Source organism: Terriglobia bacterium, from assembly GCA_020072845.1.
Taxonomy (GTDB): Bacteria; Acidobacteriota; Terriglobia; order Terriglobales; family Acidobacteriaceae; genus JAIQGF01.
Genome location: JAIQGF010000009.1, coordinates 41,523 through 62,845, shown reverse-complemented (window position 1 = coordinate 62,845; position 21,323 = coordinate 41,523). Strand labels below are relative to the sequence as shown.

The 21,323-nt window shown below is 58.7% G+C and carries 20 protein-coding genes; all 20 read right to left on the bottom strand.

From position 1 onward, the window contains the following. Positions 1 to 295: 295 nt before the first annotated feature. Positions 296 to 973 (bottom strand): HAD family phosphatase, encoded by a 678-nt coding sequence (locus LAN70_09390; GenBank protein ID MBZ5511368.1) that lies wholly within the window; start codon positions 971 to 973, stop codon positions 296 to 298. After that, a complete protein-coding gene (locus LAN70_09385) occupies positions 967 to 1,695 on the bottom strand; it encodes a nucleotidyltransferase family protein (GenBank protein MBZ5511367.1) in 729 nt (242 codons plus the stop codon). The genes LAN70_09390 and LAN70_09385 overlap by 7 nt, the downstream gene beginning before the upstream one ends. A gap of 21 nt (positions 1,696 to 1,716) precedes the next feature. Next, a complete protein-coding gene (locus tag LAN70_09380) occupies positions 1,717 to 2,808 on the bottom strand; it encodes a GHMP kinase (GenBank protein ID MBZ5511366.1) in 1,092 nt (363 codons plus the stop codon). Further along, on the bottom strand, positions 2,777 to 4,216 hold the full coding sequence (locus tag LAN70_09375) for a sugar transferase (GenBank protein MBZ5511365.1): 1,440 nt from the start codon (positions 4,214 to 4,216) through the stop codon (positions 2,777 to 2,779). The genes LAN70_09380 and LAN70_09375 overlap by 32 nt, the downstream gene beginning before the upstream one ends. Before the next feature lie 181 nt (positions 4,217 to 4,397). Further along, entirely contained in the window at positions 4,398 to 5,039 is a 642-nt protein-coding gene (locus tag LAN70_09370) for an SIS domain-containing protein (protein MBZ5511364.1), read from the bottom strand. Between the two features lie 241 nt (positions 5,040 to 5,280). After that, positions 5,281 to 6,282 (bottom strand): UDP-glucose 4-epimerase GalE, encoded by a 1,002-nt coding sequence (gene galE, locus LAN70_09365; GenBank protein MBZ5511363.1) that lies wholly within the window; start codon positions 6,280 to 6,282, stop codon positions 5,281 to 5,283. 107 nt (positions 6,283 to 6,389) lie between these two features. Further along, the gene (locus LAN70_09360) at positions 6,390 to 7,016 is read right to left on the bottom strand and encodes a sugar transferase (GenBank protein MBZ5511362.1); all 627 of its coding nucleotides are present in this window, start codon (positions 7,014 to 7,016) and stop codon (positions 6,390 to 6,392) included. Positions 7,017 to 7,083: 67 nt separating this feature from the next. Next, complete coding sequence (locus LAN70_09355; protein MBZ5511361.1) at positions 7,084 to 8,295, bottom strand: glycosyltransferase; 1,212 nt, start codon at positions 8,293 to 8,295, stop codon at positions 7,084 to 7,086. Further along, on the bottom strand, positions 8,288 to 9,229 hold the full coding sequence (locus LAN70_09350; GenBank protein MBZ5511360.1) for a class I SAM-dependent methyltransferase: 942 nt from the start codon (positions 9,227 to 9,229) through the stop codon (positions 8,288 to 8,290). Before LAN70_09350 ends, LAN70_09355 begins: the two co-directional genes overlap by 8 nt. 292 nt (positions 9,230 to 9,521) lie before the next feature. Then, the gene (locus LAN70_09345) at positions 9,522 to 10,289 is read right to left on the bottom strand and encodes a class I SAM-dependent methyltransferase (protein MBZ5511359.1); all 768 of its coding nucleotides are present in this window, start codon (positions 10,287 to 10,289) and stop codon (positions 9,522 to 9,524) included. Positions 10,290 to 10,294: 5 nt separating this feature from the next. Beyond that, positions 10,295 to 11,386, bottom strand: a complete 1,092-nt coding sequence (locus LAN70_09340; GenBank protein ID MBZ5511358.1) for a glycosyltransferase family 4 protein — start codon at positions 11,384 to 11,386, stop codon at positions 10,295 to 10,297. Beyond that, complete coding sequence (locus LAN70_09335; protein MBZ5511357.1) at positions 11,383 to 12,690, bottom strand: O-antigen ligase family protein; 1,308 nt, start codon at positions 12,688 to 12,690, stop codon at positions 11,383 to 11,385. Before LAN70_09335 ends, LAN70_09340 begins: the two co-directional genes overlap by 4 nt. After that, the gene (locus tag LAN70_09330) at positions 12,678 to 13,514 is read right to left on the bottom strand and encodes a glycosyltransferase family 2 protein (protein MBZ5511356.1); all 837 of its coding nucleotides are present in this window, start codon (positions 13,512 to 13,514) and stop codon (positions 12,678 to 12,680) included. Before LAN70_09330 ends, LAN70_09335 begins: the two co-directional genes overlap by 13 nt. A gap of 59 nt (positions 13,515 to 13,573) precedes the next feature. Continuing rightward, positions 13,574 to 14,437 carry a class I SAM-dependent methyltransferase gene (locus LAN70_09325; GenBank protein MBZ5511355.1) on the bottom strand — a complete coding sequence of 288 codons (864 nt, stop codon included), beginning with the start codon at positions 14,435 to 14,437 and terminating at the stop codon, positions 13,574 to 13,576. 118 nt (positions 14,438 to 14,555) lie between these two features. Continuing rightward, positions 14,556 to 15,590, bottom strand: a complete 1,035-nt coding sequence (locus LAN70_09320) for a glycosyltransferase family 4 protein (GenBank protein MBZ5511354.1) — start codon at positions 15,588 to 15,590, stop codon at positions 14,556 to 14,558. After that, on the bottom strand, positions 15,574 to 16,437 hold the full coding sequence (locus LAN70_09315) for an FkbM family methyltransferase (protein MBZ5511353.1): 864 nt from the start codon (positions 16,435 to 16,437) through the stop codon (positions 15,574 to 15,576). Before LAN70_09315 ends, LAN70_09320 begins: the two co-directional genes overlap by 17 nt. A 36-nt stretch (positions 16,438 to 16,473) precedes the next feature. Beyond that, positions 16,474 to 17,793, bottom strand: a complete 1,320-nt coding sequence (locus tag LAN70_09310; protein ID MBZ5511352.1) for a polysaccharide biosynthesis C-terminal domain-containing protein — start codon at positions 17,791 to 17,793, stop codon at positions 16,474 to 16,476. Between the two features lie 72 nt (positions 17,794 to 17,865). Then, positions 17,866 to 19,257 carry a lipopolysaccharide biosynthesis protein gene (locus LAN70_09305; GenBank protein MBZ5511351.1) on the bottom strand — a complete coding sequence of 464 codons (1,392 nt, stop codon included), beginning with the start codon at positions 19,255 to 19,257 and terminating at the stop codon, positions 17,866 to 17,868. Between the two features lie 49 nt (positions 19,258 to 19,306). Continuing rightward, positions 19,307 to 20,269, bottom strand: a complete 963-nt coding sequence (locus LAN70_09300) for a GDP-mannose 4,6-dehydratase (protein MBZ5511350.1) — start codon at positions 20,267 to 20,269, stop codon at positions 19,307 to 19,309. A 34-nt stretch (positions 20,270 to 20,303) separates the two neighbouring features. After that, complete coding sequence (gene gmd / locus LAN70_09295) at positions 20,304 to 21,302, bottom strand: GDP-mannose 4,6-dehydratase (GenBank protein ID MBZ5511349.1); 999 nt, start codon at positions 21,300 to 21,302, stop codon at positions 20,304 to 20,306. Positions 21,303 to 21,323: the final 21 nt, after the last annotated feature.

Genomic DNA, 21,323 nt, shown 5'->3' with positions numbered 1-21,323 from the left:
TGCTGCCATGCGGAGCTGACATGTCATGGCCTGCTTGCTGGCCATGGGTAGTAAAGCGTGATCCTATCCTGCCCGTCTTGTGGGAACCCGGGGCCGTGGGGGAATGAAGGTTAGCGCTAAATGCTCCTTCAGCGCGAAGCATATTGTCTGTATCGACGGTCACTTTTGCAAGTGATAACTGCGAAGGCGTTGCCTCAGTTGTGAGGCATTACAGCGGCACAGGGACCGCGCCCAAAGAAAAACCCGGCCTTAAGGGCCGGGCAATAAACGGTGCGAACTTTCTCCGCACGGCCCGTCAGGCCAGATCAATGCGATAGCCGTTTCCGATATTGTGTAAGGATTCCACGGAAAGGCCGACGAAGTTGGACACAACCCCGTCCGCACCCGCCTCGCGCAACAACGGGCCAAGGCCGTTGGAGCCGGCAATGCCGAGGCACTTCATACCGGCTTGCTTGGCTGCCCGGACCCCGGCGACCGCGTCTTCTACAACCAGCACATCTGCATGGGGGCATTGAAGTTGTCGGGCAGCCAGGACGAAGATCGCGGGATCGGGTTTGCCCTTGAGGACATCATCGCCGGTTACAACGACCTGGAAGCGGCGGCGCAAGTCCAAGCGGTCAAGAATGTATTGCACCCTGCTATAACTCCCCGAAGTCGCCAAACCCATGGGAATTCCGGCTCGTTGGATCTGGCCGAGGAAGTCGGCGACGCCGTCCACCAGCTTGATGGCCCGCGACTCTTCACGGAACATCATCTCTTTCTGATGGCCGTAATTGCGTATCTGTTCCTCCGACAGATCGCCCAGGAAGTGCCGCAATATGTCCTCTTTTTTCCGACCGTCGAGAACAAAGTCCAATTCGTCGTCGGTCACGTGCCTGCCGAGGGAGGCCAAGAAACGCTTCCAAGCTGATTTGTGAATGGGATGGCTGTCAATCACGACGCCATCCAAGTCGAAAATTATGCCCTTCAGCATGAGGTCAATCCCGAATCGGACTTGGAACCCAAAAGACCGGGCCAGCTCTCTTGTGCAAAGCGATAGTTATTCATTGTACCGATATCAACCAGAAACTCGGAAATGGGATAGGCGTACATCCGGCCCAGCAGGTTGGGGAGCAGGTGGCGAGCGATATCCGCTTGCGGCACAGCAGGAATGGCGCTGAGCATGGCCTGGGTTCCGATCAGGATCCCCGAAAACACTACGTTGCTGGTGGGGTGGAGCGGCTTCTCGACGAAATTGCGAACCACTCCCCGCGGGTCGGCGGTGATGACGCCACAGCGTGAGGGATCGGGCACGGAGTATACGCCGAGAGTGGCGCATGCGCCGTGGCTGCGGTGGAAATCCAACATGCGCCCAAGATTGACGGTGGTCAGGACATCGGCGTAAAAAACCCAGAACAACTCGTCCGAGTCGATCCAACCGCGATTGGCCAACAGCGTGCCGGCGCTGCCCAACAACGTTGGCTCTTCGAAGACCTCCACGGCGGGCCCGCAATTCTCGCGCGACAGATATGCGCGCACCTGGTCGGCGTGGGCGTGAAGATTGATCAAGACCTTGTTGATGCCGTAGCGGCGACACAGCTCCAGCCAGATGCGCAACATCGGGGTGCCACGGATGGGCACGAGGCATTTGGGAATGCTATCGGTGAGCGGACGCAGGCGTGTTCCGTGCCCCGCCGCGAGGAGAAAGGCTTTCACGCGGAGATTCCTGGATGATTTCTAGGGATGAGGAGTAGAAGCGGTGGAACGCACCGGGGAAAAGGTCCAGCGCATGCCGCCGAGTTCATCTCCGTCGATGAAGGGGTCGTCGGCGACGACCTGAGCGCCGTTAAAATCGAAATCGAAGGTCATTTCCCGTGCGCCGAACTGGCTCATGGCTGCGCGAACGTCAGCCTGCTGCTGTTCCGGACAGAAGAAAAGAAGGAAACCGCCGCCGCCCGCGCCGGTAATCTTGCCGCCCAGAGCACCGGCATTGCGAGCCGCCTCATACATCGCATCAATGCGAGCGGTAGAGATCTTGTTGGAGACACGTCTTTTGGCTTGCCACCCCTGGTGCAGCAGCAATCCGAAGGCGCGCAAGTTACCACTTTTGAGGGCGACCCGCATCTCATCGGCGAGTTCACGAATCTGGTGCAGCGATTCCACCGCCAACCCATGTTCGTCTTTCGTCGAGGACTCCTGTTCCGCCAGAATTTTCCAGGAATCGTGCGAAGCGCCGGTGAAGAACAACATCAGGCTGCTTTGCAGCTCGCGCATGACGTCGGAGTCAAGCATCAGCGGTTCAACAACGACGGAGCCGTCACGTTCAAACTTGATGTAATTCAGGCCGCCAAAGGCAGCAGCGTACTCGTCCTGCTTACCGACGGGCTTGCGCAGGACGTTGCGGGCGATGTGAAACGCGCGTTCCGCCAGTTCGTACTTGGACAGGTTCATGCGCAAGTAGGTCGCAAGAGTTTTGAGGACGTTGACGCAGACACTGGCCGAGGAACCCAAGCCGGTGCCGGGCGGAATCTCGGATGCGAGAAATAAACTGACGGAAACCGCACAGCCGATTTCCTTGAGGACGGAGAACGGGATCTCGAGATCACTGCCCTTGCCCGCCATGCGGGTAATGTCTTCCCAGGTCTCGATCGCCCGCAGATCCGAGGAAATCACCTGCACCTTGCCGTCGGTGCGCTTCTGCAGGATGGTATAGAAATGCTTATTGATAGCGGCACTGAGGACGGCACCGCCGAACTGCTCGTAATAGGCAGGGAGATCGGTTCCGCCCCCGCCGAAGCTAATCCGCACCGGAGTGCGTACGATTAGCACGCATCACCTCCGTGAGCCCGGGCGCAACGACCGGCGGAACCTGCGCCACGGCACGATCGGGATGGAAGAGCCGAACTGCCAACGTCCACACCGTCTGCAACACCAGCGACAAATCGAGCAATGGCGACCAGTCGTAGATGTATTGAACGTCGAAGCGCGCCTTGGCCTCGGACGAATGGCGGTCGCGCAGGCCATAGACTTGGGCCAGGCCGGTGAGCCCCGGGGTGATGGTAAGGCGTTGTTTCTGCCAATCCGAGTAGTGCCGAACGCGATCCGGTGATTCGGGACGCGGCCCGACCAAAGCCATGTCTCCGAGCAGCACATTCCACAGCTGGGGCAGCTCGGTGAGGCTGAGCTGGGCAAGCAGGCGCTCAAAACCAATCAGGCGATCCGGGTGCTCGCGATCAACGTTGAAGCGGTACATCCTAAAGGGCTTGCCATTCTCTCCGCAGCGCACCTCAAACTTGAAAATCTTGCCACGCCGGACCAGTAGAGAGGCGGCGATGACGAGCAGAAGAGGCGAGGCGAGCAGAACCAGGAAGGAAGCGAGAACCAGATCCATGGTGCGCTTGTACAACAAACTGACGGGCGAGAGGCTGCGATTTTCCAGCGAGATCATCGGAAGGCCGTCGAGTTCCACGAGACGCGCCCTGGAAACATAGAGTTCATACCACTGCGGAATGAGGGATACGTGAAAGCCCTCGCTGCGGCAAACCGCAATAAGCTTTCTTGTTTCCAAGGCGGAGGAGTCGGGAAGCGCGACGATCAGTTCCTCGACCTGCGATGCCCGGAAGAGGTCGACGACACCGAGACTCGTCACCGGCTGCGAGTCCTTCGCGGACGAAAGAATCGCGGCGGCGCCGTTCATGGACTCGGAAGTCCCCGGGTAGAGAAAGCCCACGACTTGCAGCAGGAGTTCCGGATGCTGCTCAATCTTGTGGGCCAGTTCGCGGGCGACGTTACCGTTGCCCAGGATAACGACCTTCCGGCTGCCACCGGAGCGGGTCTTCGACATTACCAACGAACGCACGCAACAACGGACGAGGATAAAGCCAACCAGAACAAGAAATCCGAATGACAGCAGCGCGAGGCGGGAATAATAAAATTGGTGCTGGAGATAGCCCACCGCGAGCAGGAGAGTGATAAGAAGAAAGACAGCCAGGGTAAGCTGCGACGTAAGTCTGGGAAGATGCCACCCGCCGCGGAATCCGTCCAGCTTCATGTGAATATACAGGATCGTCCATAGGCCAATGGCGGAGAGGATCATTGGCCACCACTGTGCAATGAAGACCGCAAGGGTCCCCGGCGAGGGTCCGGCCAAGGAGCGGACGTAGTACGCCAGGAACAACGAGGCGCCCACGACGAGCAAATCAGCAACAAAAATGAATTGCGCCAGTCTTCGCGTCATGTTGGGTGTCGTCGACCAGTTGCCAGACTAAAACGTCGTGTAGGGTTTGCAGTTGGGAGCGATTGTCAAGAACGATGATGCCAAAGAATTGTTTCGCGTTGCCAATGCGAAGTCAAGGCTTCGAACGGCATGCCGTGGTAACGCACTTCCCATTTCCCATTGGCGGAATTACAACCGCCGTTCAATCTGCCGCCACCTCTGCCGCTTTGGCGCGAGCGGACTCGGCAATGCGATGGCGAACGCTGGTAAACACCGCATGGGAAACGGAAAGGTGAAGATCTTCCACCAATTGCATGTTATCCGACGGGACGACGAGACAGAGATCACAAAGGTCCCTCATTCGTCCGCCCCCGAATCCGGTGATACCAACGTTACTTGCACCCACATCGCGCGAGTACTGCAACGCATTCACGACGTTGGGCGAATTGCCACTGGCGCTGATTGCGAAGCTGATGTCGCCCGGCCGCAAGAGATTCCGAAGCTGCTCGACAAAAATATACTCGTAGGCGGAATCATTGGCCCAGGCGGTGATCAACGGTACGTTATCGGTCAGCGAGACGACGCGCAGGCGCCGGTCATCACCGTTGCTGGTCCCCTTGCCCAGATCACAGGCGCAGTGCGAAGCGAGAGCTGCGCTACCACCATTGCCGTAAAGAAACACGGTGCGGCGTTCGTGATAGGCACGCAAGATGACATCCACGATGCCATTGATGACCGACAACGGCATGCGCGCAATGACATCCGTCAATGCCCTGAAGTAGCCGGCGGGACGAAATACGTCGAGCACGGGAGCGCCGGAAACTGGATCGGGAGAAACATTCATCTAGGTTGCCCCTTGTTCGCTGTCCCAATCACCCGAAACCCGTAAAGGTGGGTCAAGTTGTTGCGGAACACAAAAGTACCTGGATCGCAGGTATTCAGATCGTCGCCAAGTATACAACGCCGGAGTCGCTAGACGCTTACTAACGACCCTCGGGCTGTGGAAATCGAGCGCAGGTCGAAACACAGCCGGAAATCTAATGAGCGCCAGGTTAACGGACGGACGCGATACGTTTTGGGAGATGTCAGGAGAGAGAGCGCGAGGCGGGTCGAAGGTTACGAACCTGCCGCTGTTCCCATTCCCAAGCCGATGCCACGATCGTCGTCAGATCGGATCGCCCGGGCTTCCAGCCGAAGTCATTGATCAAACGCGCGGGACTGGCGCACAGCACGGCCGGATCTCCCGATCGCCTGGGGCCGACGCGTAGGTCAAGTTGCTTTTGCGTCACGGCAGCAACTGCATCACAGATCTGCCGCACGGAGTAGCTGGTCCCGGTTCCGATGTTATAGGCGCGAAAGCCTGGAACATTCATCTTTTGGAAAGCCAGCAGATGTGCGTCGGCGATATCCGACACGTGGACATAATCGCGAAGGCAAGTTCCGTCCGGCGTTTCGTAGTCAGCGCCGTAGATCTCAAAGTACGCGCGGCGGCCGGATGCGGTTTGCAGGAGCAGCGGGAGAATGTGGGTCTCGGGGTCGTGGAGCTCACCGCCGGACGGAGTGCTTCCACAAGCGTTGAAGTAGCGGAAAGCGACCACGCTCCAACCGTAACTGGAGGCGTACCAGCGCAGGACACGTTCGAAGGCAAGCTTGCTCTCGCCGTATGCGTTGACAGGCTCTTTGGGATGGTCTTCGGGGATGGGAACGGTGGAAGGATTGCCGTAGACGGCCGCGGACGAGGAGAACACAAAATTGGCGACGCCGGCGCGCCGCAGCTCTTCGCAAAGGGCAATGCTGGAGGCCAGGTTGCGATCGAAGAAAACGCCGGGATTGGTGACCGATTCCGAGATCAGCGCCTTGGCCGCAAAATGGAAGACGACATCCATGGGCGTGGAGGCGAGCAGTTCACGAATCGCATTACGATCGCCGATATCGAGGTGGTAAAACTTCGCTCCCGCCGGCACGGCTTGCCGATGCCCGGCCGAGAGATCGTCAATGATGATGACTTCGTGCCCAAGGCGCAGCAATTCTCGAGCACAAATGGAACCGATGTAGCCGGCCCCGCCGGTTACGAGGACCCTGGCCATCAGGTGCTCCTTCCGGACCCAGATCCAATCCATGCGAACTGAGAGCCCATCAGCAGAATGTGTATTTCAGGAGGAAATCGGACGCATGTTCCGCTCGTACTGGTCCGTCAACAATTCCTGCCCAGCAAGACGTAGGGCAGTGCTTTGAGCAAAATGCGAATATCCGTCCAAATGGACCATTCATGGATGTACCGCAAGTCCAAGCGCACCATTTCGTCAAAATCACGCGATTTGCCGGAGACAATCCAAGATGAAACCGCACCTGGCCTCACGTGCACCCTGGTCTTCTGCCATTCCAGCAGCCGCTCATACTCGAAGACCTGGGTGGGACGGGGGCCGACCAAACTCATGTCGCCCTTGAGGATGCTCCATAGTTGCGGCAGTTCGTCCAGGCTGAACCGCCGCAGGATGCGTCCTACAGCGGTCACTCGAGGATCGTAGGTCATCTTAAAAAATGGGCCGGTCATTTCGTTCTTGTGCCCCAACTGCTCCCTCATCTGGTCCGCGCCGACCAGCATAGTCCGGAACTTGTAGCCGACGAACGGGCGCCCGCGTTTTCCGACGACACACCAACGGAAGAAAACCGGACCTGGGGAGGACAGCTTAACCAAGACGGCCAACAACAGGAACAACGGCGACAGGACGACGAGCAGGAACCCCGAAAGGCCAATATCCAAGACGCGCTTCAAGGCCCGCTGCACCGGATCATTCCAGTGCCGCGACGACACGAGCATCGGCCCGGTAACACCCCGGGTGGTTTCAGTGAAATCGACAGGTTTGAGCATGAGTCTGTGATTACGCCTAGATACGCTGTCCCGCCGCAATCTGAGTGTTCTTAGCCGAATGCGAGGTAACATCCAGGAATTCCGCCCATTTGGCAGCGACAAAGCTCTCAAAAGCGGCGCGAAAATGCGCCTCGTCGAAAGCCGCGCTATGCTCGCGAATGGATGCGCTCGAAAACCGCGATTCCACCGCCTCGAAATACCGGATCGCTTCGATCAGGGATTCCGTCGACTGCTCGCGGAAGAAAACGCCGGTGGCCGCGGACGCAAAGGCATCGCCAGGATAGAGACCATTCACCGTTTCCAAAGCTCCACCAGCGCCAAAGGCGATCACCGGCCTGCCAAAAGCCTGGGCTTCCACCGGCACCAGCCCAAAATCTTCCTCGCCCGGAAAGAGCAGTGCCCGACAACCAGCATAAGAGCGTTGCACGAGTTCCGTCGAGACAAAACCGAGAAACTCCACCGTGGGACCGGCGATGCGACGGAGTGCATTATATTGTGGGCCATCCCCGATCACTTTCAGCGGACGCTTCAGCCGGTTGCAGGCCTCAATGGCCAGGTCGACGCGTTTGTAATCCACCAACCGGCCTACAACCAAATAATAATCGCCGACATCGGACGCAAGGAATCCTTCGGAAGTTCTGACCGGGCAGTGGATGACAGCGGCATCACGGCGATAGTGCTTGCCTATGCGGCAGGCCACGTTGTGAGAATTCGCAATGAAGTAGTCCACGCGCGAAGCCGTCGCTAAGTCCCAAAGCCGCATGTAATGGGCGCTGAGCCTGAAAACAGCACGAGCGACAGGTCCGCGAATGCTGCCCAGGTAATCGTGGTACATCTCCCAGATATAGCGCATCGGCGAGTTGCAGTAGCAGATGTGGCAGGTGCGAGGAGAAGTCACCACGCCCTTGGCAGGACCGGATTCGGAACTGATCACCAGATCATAACCGCTGAGGTCGAGTTGCTCCAGGGCCAGGGGATACAAAGGCATCAGTTGCCGACGCCAGCGATACTTGCCGGGGATGTGCTGCAGAAAAGAGGTCTGGATCCTGCGCCGCTTAAGATCGGGCGGGAGAACGCTGGGGTCGGACATGAGGGTGAATAAGTCCGCGTTTGGAAACACGCTAGCGATGACTTCGACGACACGCTCGGCCCCACCCCACGGTTCTACGAACCAGTGGTGGACGATGGCAACACGCAACCGGTCGAGGTTTACTTTTGTCTCAAGCATTCTCTGCGTGCACGAAAAGGGTAAAGCCGCCCGCGCGCCGATGTACGCGCAGCGGAACGCAAGCGATTGCCAGCAGCCCTCCCGCAAGCCTGCGGACTGCTCTCGCAACGATTTTCTTAGCCGTAGGTGTTGCTGCATACACCTGCTGTTCTGACGCAGGTACGGTGGTGATCCGGCGCTTCAGTGCCCGTCGAATCGCCCATTTTATGTGCAGTCCCAGATCGGCTGCCTGTAGCGGTTTTCGGCTAACCTTTATAACTCGAAATCCGGCGCGTTCCAGCAGACGTTCGAGGCCCTGCTCGCTCCATAAGGTCAAATGGTGCGGCGGGAAATCGACGTCGGGGTCGAATAATGCCGGCCAGCGTCGGTACCCGGGAACGGACACACACAACTGACCACCTTGGCGAAGCAGTGACTTGGCACTCCGCAGCACTTCAAACGGGTCGGCGGTATGTTCCAGTACCTCGAAAATTGTAATCGCGTCGAACAACTGTCCCGAACAGCGGCTGGCAAGCTGTTCAAGAGAGCAATTGAAAACAGACTGAATGCCAAGCTCCGTGCGCGCGAACTCTACGCACGCTGCACTGAAATCGATTCCAGTCACGTCGCAGCCTGCACGCCGTGCGTGGAACAGGAAATCGCCGAAGCCACAGCCCACGTCCAATAGCGCCGTCGCACCCGAGCCCACCACCTTCAACGCCTCGTTGAACTCCCAACGTGGCCGCTGTGACGAGACTGCCACGTGTTTAAGCCATTGATGACGGGCTGAATAGATTTCGGAGTGCTCGTACCATGCATTGTCGGCCGGCACCATGGGGTCAGAGAAAAGGATGCCGCACGCAGCGCAGCACAATAGCTGATATTCGCTACGACTGCCGCACGGCAAGTGGTCGGGACGGCTGACCCCACATGCGGGACATTGTGCAGCTTCCATGTTCTTATCTCCCATCAGCACAGGAACCGACGGTAAAGCTCGTAATGCTTTTGCGCGCAGTCGGACCAGCTAAACAGGCGCGCACGGGCCAATCCCAGTTCGCGCATGCGCTGTCGCTTCCCGGGTGACTGCAAGATGCGGTCGAGGCTGTCTTGCCGACCGAGGAATGGGCTCCATGCTCATCAGATTGAAAGTGTGGCATCCCGAAAAAAGGCGGGAGGCGGCTAGCGATCGCTCCTGACGGCGACCATCCCCCGACACGCAATCCTATGCCGCCGAGGAAAGAAGTCGGTTAATGCTTGATGTAGTACGCCAAAGATCCGCCCGGCACCCGGGATACTTGACGGCCTTGGCGGGCAAATTCGTGCAGCCAGCGGGAGACTCCGTTTACGCCGACACGGCCGTAGTCGTGCCAAGCGATGACGCCGTTCGGCCGGCAGCAGTCGAGAGCTTTCAGGGTGTCGTTCCTAACGTACTCGTAGGAGTGGGCGCCGTCGATGAAAAACAGGTCGATTTTCCCACGCCAGGGCGAGAAATCGAATGTGGCGCTGTCGCCATAAACTCGACTAATCCGTTTCGCCCCGCTCAGCCAATCGGCTCTCGTTCTTGCAGCGATGTGTAGCGAATCCACGGCAGTCACATTCAGCGCGGCAGCGGATTCGAGCGGAAGATCAAGCGTAAAAACCTCGGCTTCCGGCGCATTTGCCGCCAGGTGCAATGTGCCGGCTCCGTGGAATGTGCCAATCTCAAAGATCATCTTGGGTTTAATGGCACGACAGATCATGCATAATGCCAGTAAATCGGCGGTAAAAGAACCAACCGGCCGCATCCATTCTGCGGCTATTTTGGGAAGAATGGTCACGCACAAATCCTGATCGCCAAACACCTCATAAACTTGGCGTTGCGGCAAATCGCGGTTGGGAAAGAGCGCACGCTTCAAGAATCCGCATTCGCTGACGTAGTAGGCGGCTTCGCGTGGTCGGCGAAGCAGAAGCAGCGCAGACAAATTCGCATTCATTACAACGGTCCTGGCAATTGCAATAATTTCTTTGGGATTCATGGATATTAGGACAGAAATCGCCGATAAACATCGTAATGCTTTTGCGCGCAGTCGGACCAGCTAAACAAGCGCGCCCGGGCCAATCCCAGTTCCCGCATGCGCTGCCGCTTTTCGGGTGATTGCAGGATGCGGTCGAGGCAGGCCACGAGCTCGCAGCAACTATGCGGATCAAAGTACTCCACGGCATCGCCTCCGACTTCGGGTAGCGAGGCCGCCCGGGAGCAGGCCACGGGCGCGCCGCACGCCATCGCTTCCAGAACCGGGAGCCCGAAGCCTTCCTCGAACGAGGGGAGTACGAGGACTTCCGCAGCGCTATAGAGTGCGGCCAGGAGTCGAATTTCGAGTCCCTGAAAGATCCTGACGCGATCCTGGATGCCCAGGGCTTCAATCTCGGCGAGGACGGCCGGGCGACCGATGCGGTCATCACCGACAATGACCAGGTCCGCATCGTGGCCGTGTTTGACCAATTCTGCGAACGCCCGCAGCAATGTCTTGACATTCTTGTGGGGCTTGAGATGACCGACGAACAATAGATACGGACGATCCACCTTCAGGCTGCGCAACTCCGGCCTGGTTTGTTCGGCGGACATGGGATGGAATTGATCACCTACACCGACATACGTGATGGTGATCTTTTCCGGCGGCACACCCAAGCACCGCACGATCTGGTCCCTGGAGTAGGTCGACAAGGTAAAGATGTGATCGGCCTTGCGCGCCACGAGGTTCAACATGGGGCGGGCATAGATCCAACTTTTCAATGTGCGCGCATGCGTCTTGTCCAAGATGTGGGTCAAATCGTGAATGCATACAACCAGGCGCCCGGTTCGGGCCAGAGGAGCGTTGTAATGCATGACGTGCAGCAAGTCGGCGCCGCGCGCAGCCCACGGTATCTGAATCTGCTCACGCACCGAATAGACTGGAAGATCGAGTGCGATGGTTCTGTCGCACAAGCCGCGCACTTGGGGTTCGTACTGGCGGGTGGTGATTACCGTGGTGGAAAACTCGGGCTTGAGCGCGCGCAGCGAGCGAAGCACGTTGGTCACATAGGTGCCAAGTCCTGTGCCCATGCAACGGGCGTCGCAAACCAGCTGCTTCATAGCCCCGCGCGCGCCAAGGCGCCGCCGGTGTTCGTCCTCACCTCTGCCGTGGAGGCCAAGTGTTCGACGGGATCCGCGGCGTACAGGTACGCGAGTGCGAGAAACCAGCTCTCCAGTTTCCAGTTCATCTGGAACATATTGGCCATGAGCAGCGTGGCGACCGCGGCGGTGCCCAGCGGCCCGAAGCGAAGCGATGCCTTCGACCAAATTCGCCAAAACCAGCCCGTCAGCAGGATTAAGCCGGCAAGCCCAAACTCAACCATCCACTGGATGACGGTCACTCCGGGATTAACTGTACTTTCAAAGATACCGGTACGCGCAACATAGTCGCCGTATCGTCCCGGGCCAATGCCCGTGATTATGCTGGCCGGCGCCTCGGCCAATATCCGGAAGCTGTACCCGGTGTGGTACAGCCGCTCGCCCATGCTTTGCCCATAGATATCCTGGCCGACGGATTGCGCGGATTGCCACTTCGCGATCGCTTGAGCGCCAATGTAAAGAGCTGCGGCAAAAGCAATACCAGCCCACACGAGCGCCTGGTTGCGCTTGGATTGTTTCATCCTGTGCAACAGGAACGCTACGCCCAGCACAAAGAACGCGATCAGGATCTGATCGGAAAGGGAGGCGATGGTTGCGATCAGGGAAACAGCCGCACCGGTCTTAATCCACAATTGCAGACGCGGATCGTGGGTTTCAGCCGGCGCAATCCATTCTAGCGCCAGGACGACAAAACAGCAGATCATGAATAGCCCGAAGGGAGGCGATTCGAAAAACGTCCCTGCCATCCGATACACCGGAAGGTCGCCAAACCAAACGACCTGTCGGGTCTTGTAAATGTCGAGATAGAGTTGAACGAGTTGCGGTACCGGCAGCAGCTCCAGCATAGCCAGATACAGATAAACCGCGACGGCAAATTGCAGAATGGCGGAGATGGCAAGCCACCGCAGTGTGAAGTCGCGGTGCTTCTTCCAGTACTGTAAGCACACCCAGAACCAGGCAACATTCAGGGCCAGACGAACGGGCTCCGCATAAATGACATACAGAGGCGCCTTCTCCCTTTCCAGGGACGGCGCGAGATAAAAACTGCCGAGCAGCGCCGCGATGAATGCGTAGGCGGTGAGGGCAAAGGTCCATCCGTCGCGCGCGCGGTACCCGACGAGCAGGAACGCCACGGCACCGAGCACCAGGGTGGGATTGACCCAGGTGATGTCCAGCGCCCCTAGAAAGTACTTCATGGTGTACGACGCCGGCATCAACACCAGGGCCAAGCCGAACAGGTACCGGGTTGGGGTTAGCCGATCCATCCTCGAAGTCTCCCCTGCATCATCGCCAAGTGGTACCGGAAGCGGCCTGAATTGCCGGTCGCCAAAGCCACCAGCATTCCCCCTAACGGGCGAGAGCAGAAATACACCACGTAAGGAAACCAGTAGCCATATTGGCGGAGGACGTAGCCTTGACCTGTGGCGTGGCTGCGGGCTTCGCGCGTGCCGGCTTCGTCGTAGGACGGGACTTTCAGCCGGTGATACACATGAAAATCCGGACAGTACAAGACCTGTAAGCCCGTCTGCATGCCCCGCAACAGAAAATCCATTTCTTCCGCGGCGGTATCGGATGCGGTGCCTTTTCCAAGATCCTCGTTGAACTGCCGCGCAGCCGCCACAAATCGAGCGCTCAGGAAAATGCAATTCGAGTTACTGCGCCGCCAGACGTTGTACTTGGTGACATCGCCGCCGGCGCTATCGAACTTGTTGAACGCATCGCTACCCGATTCATCAACGCAGCGGCAGGTCAGTCCATTGCGGTCGGGGTGACGCTGCAAGCTCTGTGCGACTTGCTCCAGGATATCGGGCGAATACCAGCAGTCATCGTCAGGGAAGGCGACGATATCGCCGCTCAAGTGCGCCAGCCCGAGGTTGCGGGCACGGGACAGTCCTCTCAGCTTCGATCTGACGTGGACGACCTGGAAGTGGTCCCGATACGGCGCCAATACCGGATCGAGAAGGCCTTCAGGATTCTGGTCCACGACGACCAGTTCGAAATTACGATAGGTCTGACGGTCCAAGTGTTCCAGAAACCTGGCCAGCTCCGTTGTCCGGCCGAGAGTGCACAAGATGAGAGAGAACTTCATTCGTCCGTGGCGCCCAACCGGTTCACCGCATGCGGTCGGAGCGAGGGGGAGTGCCTGCATTAGCGCACCCCGCGAAATTCGGCCAGCAGATCGCGGTCACTGATTGGCTGTGGCGCCTTGCGACCCATGAAGTAAAAGCCCGACGCAGCATCGTACGCGCCCAATCGAGTGCTGAGAAATGCATCGCACCAAGGCATCCAGAAAGCAGTGAGGCGCGACATGGCGCGCAACAGCTTGCGCATGAGCCCGCGCCGGTTGACAAAGCTCATCCAGAAATACTCCCAAGCCCACGCCAGCGACATGCCAGGTCCGGCAACGATGCCGCTGTCAATAACGGAAAACCAGCGAAACAGGCGCCGGTGACCCAGGTGTGTGAAGCGGCAGAAGTCGTATTCCGCGCCGTGGACCTGTTGCATGAACGGCGTCTCCGCATAGACGATGCCGTCCGGCTTCAATACGCGGTGAATCTCGGCGACGCAGCGGAACGGATCCGCCACGTGTTCGAGCACCGCTTGCGCGACCACGCAGTCAAAGGACTCGCTGGGAAAAGGGATGTCGTGCGCGTCGAGGATGATGTCGACAACGGCGCCGGGCCAGACATCGGAATTAATGACCGTGAAATTGGAATGATAGATTGTCTCGGTTCCCAACCCACCGTTGGCCGCTCCCAGCACGAGGATGCGAGCGCCGGGCAGAAGTTGCTGAGCCAGTCGGCGGTAGTTGCGGTCGGCAGCGACATTGCAATCCGGACTAGGAAGCAGCCTGACAAAAATCGAGGGCCTTTGGTGCATGCCCATGAAGCTGAAGCTCTCAATTTCTGGAATGCGGAATACACTGTTGGTCTCGTTAATCAAGATCGGGCGGTTGCCCGCCGCTGGGAACGTGATGCCACAGGAGGCGCATGCATAATTGGCGGCAAGCACATTCCTGCAACGAGGGCAGCATAGGGGAATGCCCTTGATGTCGACGCCAATTGCGGACTGGCCGGGAGCAGTGTGAATCATGAGAAATCCGGCGACGGCCTAACTCGGAAAAGGCGTATTAACCGCACAACCCGGCGAACGCGTCGGCATAAATTTGTGCGGTGTGATCCCAGGAAAATCGCTTCACGTTTTCCGCACCCTTGCCCGACAGGTCGCTCGCGAGCCAGGTTGAACGCAGCAACTCCTGGATTGCGCTGGCCCATGCTTGGGCATCGTCCGGCAAGAACCAGGCTGCATCTCCGCCGGTCTCCCGGTTAATCGGGGTATCCAGCGCGAGAACGGGGCAGCCGGCCGCCATGGCTTCCAAGACCGGAAATCCGAAACCCTCATAACGAGACGGAAACATCATGGCTCGCGCATGGCGCAAAAGGGTGAACACCTGTTGCTTGGGCAACACTCCCGTCGCCTGGATGCAAGCGCCATGCGAGCGCAGGATTTCGGCAAAGCAGGGGTGCACGTCTCCGGTCAGCCTCAGGGGCACGCGCAAGCCGGCTTCCTGCAGCTTTTGCATCACCTGTGCTGCGAAGGCAAGGTTCTTTCGAGGATGATGCGCGCCCAGCATGATGACGTAGGGATCGGCTTGTGAGTCGCCGCCGGGAACCACCGCTTCGCAGCTTTCAAATCCCAGCGTGGCGACCTGCACCTTGCTCCTGACCTCCGGGAACGCCTCGATCAAGTCATCGGCCGTGGTGCGAGAGTCTGCCAAGACGCGGCGAGCCCTGTTAACCGAGGACGCCAAGCGGCGCGCCAACATTCCTGAATGGGGTTGCTCATGCGGATACTTCAGCAGCAAAAGGTCGTGGACGGTCACTACGGCCGGTCTATGGCAGGAGGCCGGGACGAAATGGTTGGTGCCCCAGTACAGATCAAAGGTACCGGCCAAGATCGTGCTCGCTTCGAAAAACAGAGCGTTCGTCTTGGGCAACCTCGGCCAAGTCCGTAGACCTTGCGCGGCCGCGCCCTGGAACCGGTGCGTGATGCCGACAAATGAGAACCGGGCGTTGAGCCGGGAGAGGATATTGTCAATCACTACTCCGACGCCCCAGTGCCGCGTTTCCGGACCGAGCGAACGGGCGTCAAACGCAACAATCATTATGAGGGTCAAGCACTGTCATTCGCGGTTCGGCGAATGGGTGTTCCTGCGCGTGGTTGGCAGCACCTGTTTCCTCCCGAGCGACGTCAGCGGGTTCTGACCGAGGCGCATAAAGCGTATTTGCCCAGCTCTCTGAAACGGGGTAATAGCCGCAAGTCCTCAGTAAGGCATTGATTGCATCCAGGTCGCGATGCCGCCACAGAAATCCACTCGTAAGCGGTTGCCGAAGATGGGTCTCGACGACAATCATGCGGAACCGGAACTGCTCGAATGGAATGGAGCGCAAGACGTTAAGTTCGTGGCCCTCGACATCGAGGCTGAGCAAATCAATGGGGTCAGGGAGGTCGAGGCCGGCAACGGCGTCGGCAAAAGTCACCAACTGGATTGGCTCACACCGGGTGCGTTGGGCGAGGACGGGATGGCATACGCTGTGGTCGGGATCTTCGGTTTCAGGGATGCAGGAAAGACCCTGCATGGGGTAGATGGTTCCCTGCCGTTTGATATCCGAGATGCCGCAACACCTGCATTCGACACGCCGATTAAAACGGTACAGCGCCGACAATTTGATGAAGGTCTCCCGTACGGGTTCAAAGCAGATACCGTGGGCTCCACGAAGGGCAAACAAAAACGTGTTGGAATCGGTGATGCCGTCATAGCTGCCGATATCGATGAAGAAACGAACATCCTTCAACAGTTCGCGAATCCTGGTGTCCTCGCCTGCTTGCGCGTAGCTGGGGCGCGGGAATAGCAGGGCGCGAACATAGCGCATCGTGAACAGATTGAAATAGAGCCGGCGTAGCAAGGGCAATCGGCGGATCGAGCGCGGTACGAGGCTGGTGATTGTCATCAATTTCCGGGTGCGATCTGCAGTAGGCGGAATTGCTTAGGGCACGACCGCCAGTGATTCAGTCTCGTTCCCCCGCGCCTTGAGGTGTTCCAGCTTTGGCAGACGGAACAAAAACACCAAGAATATGGCTAAGAACAAGACATAGGAGCCGAGTGTGGCCCAAGCGGCGCCCTCCGCTTGCATGCGCGGGATCAAGAACCAGTTCATGAGGATATTGCCGACAGCAGAGATTCCGGCGGTCGCGAGGACCAGCTTGTCAAAACCACGGCTCACAAACACCGTACCCAGCAGCGAAACACAAAAATCGAAAGGTACGGAAATGGCCAAGATGCGCAATAACCGGGTTGAACCCAGGTCGGAACCATAAATGATGCGCAGGATGACGGGGGCGAGCGCTGCCGTCAAAATGGCAACCACGAAGCCAATCGCGGCAACACTGACCAGCGCGCGCTTGACGAGAAATCGCATTCTGTCATCTGCCACACGCGACAACTGCGGATACAAGGTCTGCATCAGCAGGTAATAGCCGCTAAAAACGAAAAACAAAACCTTGGTCGCGGCACTATAACGGCCGACCTCCGCAGTCGTGGAAAGCGCGCCTAACATGACGGTGTCGAAATTCTTGAACATCAGGTTCAGAATGCTCGCCATGCCCAGAGTCATGATTGGGGCCCATCTCAGCTCGCTGAGAATCTCGGAGTCCAATTTTGCGGATCGCGGCTGCGCGGGCCGACTTGCGTCACCCCAGAAGAAGCGCCACACCGGCCAGAGGAAGGCTGCACCCAGCACGGCGCTCAGCGCATTGGCCAAGGTAATGGAAGAAAATACGTTGCCGGTAAAGTGAATACCGGCGACGGCGCCCAGGGCGAAAGCCAAGCTGATGCCCGATCGCCACCCACCGAGCCAGCCCAAATGATTGAGTCCCCACGCCAGCCAGTCCAGGGAAAACGCGTAGGGCAGTACTGCCAGAACGAAACAGAGCACGTAGGGGCGCGCCGGCACGGGCAAAGGCCCGAAAAGCGCATAAAGCGTGCCAGCAGCGATCGAAAATGCCGCGAGCAGCAGCCGCTTGGGCACAAGCTGCCGCGCCACTATGCGTGCCGAACCGGCATCCCTCGCTACGAGGCGAGCACCGATTAGCCGCAGCCCCTGGTCGGTACTTAAGGTCACGTACGAGGCGACCGTCTGTGCCAGGGCCACGATGCCGAGGACTTCGACGCCAAGACGGCGCGAGATGTAAGCGTAAAGAATGAATGAAGCAACGCGGGAACCTGCCTCACCCATACTGAGGCGCAGCAAGGAACGGATCGTTTGCTTGACCTTAGGTGTCACTTCCTCGACGAGACGCAACGGCAACGGCGCTTAGCTGCCCGGGAAACAATGATCTGGGATTCTTAGGAAGCGGGGGTGCAGGCCGCGAGCCGAGGTTCAGGGCTCCTCGGAAGGGTGGCCGGAGGTCAGGCGACGCTGCCTCCACCATTTCCCGACAGAACTCGATTCCAGGAGTTGCTGTCGCCGGCCGGAGAGACTCGCTTGCACGGTTCCGAACATTTCCTCGGCCAAAAGCTTGCGAGGATCCGCAGGATCGAGGGCCTCCCACTTCATCCGGCCGCCCAGCCAGGCGACGCCGAACAGAAAAGCGAGTGCGGAGGCCGCAAAGATGATCTGCAGCCGCTGGGGCGAAGTCTTCTTCTCCGGAACTAGAGGCGCATCCAGGACCTTGACGGTCGGAATTTCCTTCGCCTCCTGTACCTTGGCAAGCTCGTATTGCCGGATCAGTGTCTCGTAGACCACCTCTTGAATCCTAGTCCTGCGATAAAGGTCGGCGTAGGTAAGACCGAGCACCGGCAGCTGACGGATCGAGGGATAGGGTGGCTCGTTGCCGCCCGTCATGTCAGGCCTGGTACTGCTGCCGCCGAGCTTATCCAATTGACTCTGGAGTTCCTTAATGCGGGCACGCAAGGAACGCACTCGCACATTGTTCTCGGTATAAATTGCTTCCAAGCCGCGGAGCTCGGACTCAGCCGCGATCAACTGCCCCTGCAATGTGGCGGCGGCTTCCAGCATGGCCTTGCCCTGAACCGAAACGTCCAACGTGGCATTCTTGCTGGAGAATTCGCTCAACTGCTTGGAAGCGAGGTCGAGATCGGCCTTGACGGCAACCAGGCGCTGCTCCAGGAATATGCGTTCGCGGCGCGCCGAGGAAGTGCTGACCTCGGCCATCAGGCGGTCCAGCTCATTGATGTAGGCGCTGGCGAGATCGCGCGCCCGATTTGGGTCCCGATCACGCACCGAAACCGTGATAATGCCGCTCCGCCGGTCCTCCACAATATCGCTACGTTCGGAGAGGATCTTGCGAGCGCTTTCGTAGGTTTTGACGAAGTAGACGCGGCGAAGGTCAAAACGATTGATCAGCCGATCCTGCACGGTGCGACTGCGAAGCACACCGACAAACAATGCGCCATTATTCTTGCCCCCCAACAGATCGCTCGCCAGCCCGCCGGGAGAAGCAAGACCTGGCACAGAATCCCCGACTCGCGACGTGAACGAGGAGAGCGAGGCCAAGGCCGACAAGCCACCGGGCGCCTGGTCAGGAGGCATGAGACGGACAACGGATGTCCATGTTTTTGGCAGGAGAAAGGCCACAATCGTGGCGGCGACAGCCGTACGCCACGTAAGGCGCCATAGAAGAGCCCGCCGCTCCCAAAGCAGCCTGGTAAAGGCAAGCCGGCCACGCGGCGCCGGGGCGGGCAGAATGACCGAATCAGGAATCCGGTCTTCCAGCGTTTCGTGCTGATCGGTCGCGCTGTCGTAATCCATGGTTACATCAATCTACGGTTGCTGGAATTCCCTACTTGCTCTCAGTAGATCACGAACAAGAGACGGCCGAACTGCCGACGGAACGGCGAGGTTGTGTTCGCCAGTATTCAAGCAGATCCCGCAGCGTTCGTTCCAACGGAATCGTGGGGCACCAGCGGGTCTGTTTCTGTATTTTTGCAAAATCACCCACGACCGTCGATGGCTGGCCTGAGTGGCCGAGACCCTGCTTCAACGCAAGGTCGAAATTAACGCCGGCCATGTTCTTCAGAGCATCCACCACGTCAGTAAGAAGGCAGGGGAAGCCGGAACAGACGTTATAGGCCTCACCGGGCACACCGTCGGCCAGCAGACAATAATACGCGCGCACGGCGTCGCGGACGTCCAGCAAATCACGGCGTACATTGAGGTCGCCGGCTTCGACCACCGGCGGGCGCAGACCCGCCTGAATTTCGGCGACCTGCCTGGTCAACGCCGGCAGCACAAAGTCAGGGGTCTGCCTTGGACCGGAGTGATTGAACGGCCGGGCAATCACAATGTGGCTTCCGTGTGCGACAAACTGAAGCGCAGCGATTTCTCCCATCGCTTTGCTGGAGGCATAGGGCGTGGCGGGGCGGACCGGCCAGTCCTCGCGGATGGGAGTCGGGCAGCCGGTGCTGTAAACGTGGGCGGTGCTTACGTAAAGAATGCGAACCGGCTGAGCCAGATGCTCGCATGCCCGAAACACGTTGTACGTGCCCCAGACGTTCACCGTCAAGGTGAGTTGCGGGTCGCGCCACGAATCCGGGACCGAAGAGATGGCCGCCAAGTGATAAACGTGATCGGGCTGCACCTCATGGATAACACGCGCGATTGCCTCGGCATTGGAAACGTCAGCCGTGACGACATTCACGCCGGGAGGACCGGCGGAATCTCGAATGTTGGAAACTGCCGTGACACTCCATCCCTGAGCCAGGAGAAACTCGCTCAGGTACCCGCCGGCAAACCCGGTTCCCCCGGTGATTAGAGCTCGCATGACTCAGAAGGGACGATTAGGCCCGCGATGCCGATCACCGCGCCGCCGCAGTCGTGGCCACCTTGCCGGCGGTCGCGCTGACCAGCTCCAGATCGCTGTCAACCATCATTGCGACCAGTTGCTCGAAACTGACCACTGGAATCCAACCGAGTTCGCGGCGGGCTTTCGCACAATCTCCTCGCAAATGATGTACCTCCGCCGGGCGGAGGAGCGCAGGATCGACTTCGATATGGTCCCGATAATCGAGACCGGCGTGGGTGAAAGCCAGTTCCACCAACTGGCGCACGGAATGGGTAACCCCGGTGGCAATAACAAAGTCATCGGGGTGGTTGTGCTGCAGCATCAACCACATCGCACGCACATAATCGCCGGCAAATCCCCAGTCGCGTTCCGCGTCCAGGTTGCCGATCTTCAATTTGTCCTCGAGCCCAAGCTTGATTCGGGCCACCCCGTAGCTGACCCTGCGGGTCACAAATTCGATGCCGCGGCGAGGCGACTCGTGATTGAACAAGATGCCCGACGAGCAAAACATGCCATAACTTTCGCGGCAGTTGATGGTCATCCAGTGGCCGTATAACTTGGCGACACCGTAAGGACTGCGCGGGTAAAAACGGGTCGTTTCGTTCTGCGGCGATTCCTGGACCATGCCGAACATTTCGCTGGAAGAACCCTGGTAAAAGCGAATCTTCGGATTCACGATGCGAATCGCTTCCAACATGCGGGTGACACCGAGCGCGGTAAATTCGCCGGTCAACACCGGCTGATTCCAGGAAGTCGGCACAAAAGACTGCGCGGCAAGGTTGTACACCTCGTCAGGCTCCGCCTGCTGCATGGCACTGACCAGCGAGCTGGGATCCAGGAGATCGCCGGGGAGGAGAGTCACGCGATCCTGCAGGTGCGCGATTCGTTCGAAATTGATGGTACTGCTTCGCCGCACCAGACCGAATACCTGGTAGTTCTTTGCGAGCAGAAATTCCGCCAGGTAGGAGCCATCCTGGCCGGTAATGCCGGTGATCAAGGCTCTTTGTTTCAAAGCGGCGCCACCTCGGTTAAA